The following is a 2,060-nucleotide window of genomic DNA, read 5'->3' on the forward strand; positions in this document are numbered from 1 at the left end:
AACCGCAATCTTCTGCGCCAAAGTCTCAACCATTCCGGTTAGACACTCCTGTTCCTGAAAGGCGCTGAGATGCCCACATAGCCGCCTGGGTGCGATTAGCTGCACCGATCTTGCGCAGGATGGCTTTGACATGGACCTTGATGGTGGCTTCCGTAATGTCCAGCTTGCGAGCGATGGCCTTGTTCGGCGCTCCCTCTTTCAGGCAATTCAGGATTTGTATCTCTCGCGGCGAGAACTTGCGGTCCATCAGATCAGAAGGTTTCAACTCTCGTGATCTGTGATCATCAGGTGTCTGCTCAAGGCATTGAAGCGATCCATCCACGACGGCGCGAAGGACCCCAGAGGGCAATACAGCCTCGCCGAGCATGACCAGTTCAAGGGACTTGATCAGAATCTCAAGGGTACTGGGTGCTGAACAGAAGCCATCTACGCCAGCCTGATATCCCAGCCGCACGAAGCCGAGGTCGAACCGATCCGCCAAGGCTACGATGCGAGCCTCCGGACACTGCCTTCTCACGTTCCGGACAACCTCAAGCGCGTCACAGGTGTTCTGACTGGCTTCGATAAGGACAAGAGCAGGTTCTGAAACCAAGTCCTGGACAAGAGTTGGATCAGCGGCAGAGGCTGTCACGGCAGGAGCAAACGGCGTTCCCCGCAGGATTTGCTGGAGTCCCGACCGCTGGCGCAAGACTCATGTGATTGCTTGCCAACCCAGCCGCAGCCTCCAACAAAAACCCCGTTCTGGGACGGGGTTAGAGTTTCAGGAGAAATCATGCTGTGTAAAGCAATGCTGCCCAACCGGCACCAGTTCCTCCGGTGAGAACGAAACCTGCGCAAGAACGGAACGTCCAGCTTTCACGTTATCTCTGTGTGCTCCCTATGGCGCGAACAAGACGATGGAGGAACACATGCTTGGTAAGCATCTGGCATTGGCTCTGCTCGGCACCACCCTGATCGCCGCCCCGGCTCTGGCTCAAACCAGCCCGTCCGCAGGCTCTACCACGACTCCTCCCGCTGGTTCGACGGCAGCCCCCTCATCCGGGCAGATGAACACGGGCAACTGGATGACTCAGGAGCAGCCGGGGCAGTGGCGGGCCTCCAAGCTTGAAGGCTTGGATATTTACAACCAGAACAACGAGAAGATCGGCGACATCAGCGAACTGCTCGTGGACAGCAGCGGCAAAATTCAGGCGGTGGTCGTGGGCGTCGGCGGCTTCCTGGGCATCGGCGAGCGCGATGTGGCTATTCCCTTCGACCAGATCAAACTCGTGAACGAGCCGCGGGCTGTGGCCACCGCAGCCACTACGCCGGGTGGTCCCACGACAGCCGATCCGAATGCCCCGGCCACGCCAAGGGCCACCGCAACGGCTCCGGGGGCGGCCAGCCCGACTGCGCCGACCACCACCGGCACCGTGGCCACAGACCGGACCGCTGACAATGCGGCCCGCGCGGCTCCCGATCATGCGATGCTGACAACGAACATGACCAAGGATCAGCTCAAGGCGGCTCCTGAGTTCAAATACGCTCGCTGAGAAGATCAATCCTGCCAGAAAGGGGCCTCGCGGCCCCTTTCGCTCCTGCGCTACAGCCGCGAGATGCACAGAGCCATAACTCTTCCATTTGAGTTTGGCGAGGCGCTTACTCGACGATCTCGACGATCTGACGGGTGCGCGGATCAACCAGCACCGTGTGGTTGTTCACAACCCATTTAGCGTCAAGCTGGCGTAGGTTTTGGCTGCCCCAAGCCACCCGTCCAGGGGTCTTCGCGCTCTAGTTGTCTGGATGCGAGACCTCCTTGGCATGAGCGATGACCTGGAGGGCTGGCGGCAACGCGTCTGCATCGGGTGGCTTGTAGCGGCGGTTGGCGAGCTTCGGCTCGGCAGCCAGGCGGCTTCGCACAACCTCATCCGGGGATCGCCCCTTGAGCACGCGTTGACGTCTTCTGTTATAGGCCTGATTGAAGCCCTTGAGCAGCGTCTCGAGGTCCCGATGGCTGTAGATGGTGATGCCCAGCACCTCGCGCTGCACCCGCCCGTTGAAGCGCTCCACGAGACCATTGG

3 protein-coding genes are annotated in these 2,060 nt (G+C 60.0%); 1 reads left to right on the top strand and 2 read right to left on the bottom strand.

The window, feature by feature from the left end; genetic code table 11:
* Window positions 1-25 precede the first annotated feature (25 nt).
* Complete coding sequence (locus FS320_RS42250) at window positions 26-481, bottom strand: response regulator transcription factor (protein ID WP_152718505.1); 456 nt, start codon at window positions 479-481, stop codon at window positions 26-28.
* Window positions 482-908: 427 nt separating this feature from the next.
* Between FS320_RS42250 and FS320_RS42255 the strand changes: the two genes are divergently transcribed.
* Window positions 909-1,532, top strand: coding sequence for a PRC-barrel domain-containing protein (locus FS320_RS42255; protein WP_152718506.1), 624 nt, complete (start codon window positions 909-911; stop codon window positions 1,530-1,532).
* Window positions 1,533-1,770: 238 nt separating this feature from the next.
* Here the strand turns inward: FS320_RS42255 and FS320_RS42260 are convergent.
* Window positions 1,771-2,060 (bottom strand): integrase core domain-containing protein (locus FS320_RS42260; RefSeq protein ID WP_152717431.1); only part of this gene is annotated, 290 nt, incomplete at its 5' end.

Source organism: Microvirga tunisiensis, assembly GCF_009296175.1.
Lineage (GTDB): Bacteria > Pseudomonadota > Alphaproteobacteria > Rhizobiales > Beijerinckiaceae > Microvirga > Microvirga tunisiensis.